The following is a 1,961-nucleotide window of genomic DNA, read 5'->3' on the forward strand; positions in this document are numbered from 1 at the left end:
CCGGAACGCAGCTTGTTGCGCAAATGCGCGAGCGTCGCGATTTCCCACAGACGCCGGTTGGGCTTGTCATCCTGATCGATAACGATCTTCTGCCATTCCTTGCGAAACGGCATCGGTGCGTCGCCAGGTAAATCGCGTTTGCCTGCTCTGTTGAGGTTCCGCAACAACGTGATCGCAGCCAGGGTCTTGGCGCCTCCTCTTCCTGCCTGGAATTCCAGCGTTTCCAGCAGATCGGGCGCGAATTTTCGAAGGGTAATATAACGCTCCGCAGCGGCTGTCAGAGGATCGAGGTCGGCAGTCCTGGCGATCGCCCCAACCTCTGACCTTGCTTTCAACAGGGTCGCCCATCCGACCGTGGCATCCAGAGTTTCCATGGGATCTCTGCCGTCGCTGGCCGCCTCGGCCAAGGCATCGATGGTCGCCTGAAACAGGCGCATCAGGCGTGCGACGTTCTTCGACGTTGCCGAAAAGCTGCGGGCCTTTGTGTTCCGTGCCCGGGTAAAGATGCTGCCGACCAGCTTGTCAGCCATGTCCAGGGCGCTGTCCGTCAGACGTTCCTCGGCATCGATCAGGAAAGCGACGAGCGTGGCGTAACGGCGTGATGGCGTGTAGCGCTCGATCATCGAGGCCGGAGATATCCGGCCTTCCCGGACGTATTGGTGAAAGCGGTCGATGTGAATGCGCTTGGCGACGACGGGATCAATCCCGATCTGTCGAACCTGTCTCAACAATTCCAGAATGCGCTTGATGTGATCCGGCTTGACGGCAACCGGTATGGTCTTGAGCGAGGCAAGTTGGCTGATGCTCCCTTCAGGCGTTGTGGCGAAAAGCCGATCCAGCGCCGTGACCTGATCGCCTGTGAGGCCCTGCGTTAACGCCTGCGCGGTCTTCCGTCGGGCCCGCGCCCGTCCCGCAATGCTGGCGCGTTCGATGGTTGAAATCGAAGGGAGTGCGATTTTGGCATGGCGTAGCGCGTCCATCACGGCCCGGACGATTACGATGCCGCTGTCCGTGGCCCAGGCTGCGTTTGCCGCAGCCTCGATCATGAACGGGATATCGACTCTCTGGGGCGCGCGCAGGCCAAGGATCGTCATCAGATCGCGGGCATGATCGGTCATCGTCTGCTCCCGCGCGGCGTAATCGGCGAGGTCGCTGCCGGAAAGCTCAAGTTGGTCTGCCACGAAGGCGACCAACGCGGATGGCGTCGATCCGACGTCCTGCACAAACTGAGCCAGTGTTGTTCCCGGGTGCCTGAGTAACGCCAGTTGCACGGCAACGCCCATCTGGGTGCGTCGCCTGCGCCGGGAACCGATGATATCCAGATCCGATGGCTCGAAAGTGTAAAGGCGGACCAGACTGTCCCGGTCTGTCGGGATGGCGAGCATCTGATCCCGTTCCTGGGCTGTCAGCAGGTGATGTTTGAGCCTGGTCACGCTGTCATTCCGTCCACAAAAGGTCAGTCTCGGCTATGGACAGCGGAGAGTAAAGAGACGCATTATGTGGACGGATATTGTCGATCCGGAATGGTCATTCACTCAGTGTCCACAGAACGGTCGTTTGGGAGACGGCGCCATGGGCGGCATTCTGGGATACGCGCGTGTCAGTACCGGTGATCAGGATGTGGCCGGGCAGCGTATGCGATTGGAAGAAGCCGGTACGATCCGTGTGTTCACCGATGTGATGTCGGGCAAGAGCATGGAGCGACCAGGACTGGACGAGCTGCTGGAATACGCACGCAAGGGCGATACGCTTGCGGTTGTGCGGCTCGACCGCCTCGGTCGTTCACTGGGAGAGTTGCTGACAACGGTGACCATGCTCCGCTCACGCGGAATAGCGTTGCTCAGCCTGGAGGAGAAAATCGACACTTCCTCCGCAGCCGGAGAGCTGATCTTCCACGTCTTCGGCGCCATTGCGCATTTTGAGCGGCGACTGATCTCAGAACGTACACGCGACGGGATTGC

Annotated in this window: 2 protein-coding genes; one reads left to right on the forward strand and one right to left on the reverse strand. The window is 60.2% G+C overall.

What is annotated here, in order from left to right:
• Positions 1–1,433 (reverse strand): DUF4158 domain-containing protein (locus HKD27_RS16190; RefSeq protein WP_194690217.1); only part of this gene is annotated, 1,433 nt, incomplete at its 3' end.
• Between the two features lie 139 nt (positions 1,434–1,572).
• Here HKD27_RS16190 and HKD27_RS16195 point away from each other — a divergent pair.
• The coding region (locus HKD27_RS16195; RefSeq protein ID WP_062493476.1) for a recombinase family protein at positions 1,573–1,961 on the forward strand (389 nt) is incomplete at its 3' end.

The sequence above is a fragment of the Gluconobacter sp. R75690 genome (assembly GCF_015244525.1).
Taxonomy (GTDB): Bacteria; Pseudomonadota; Alphaproteobacteria; order Acetobacterales; family Acetobacteraceae; genus Gluconobacter; species Gluconobacter potus.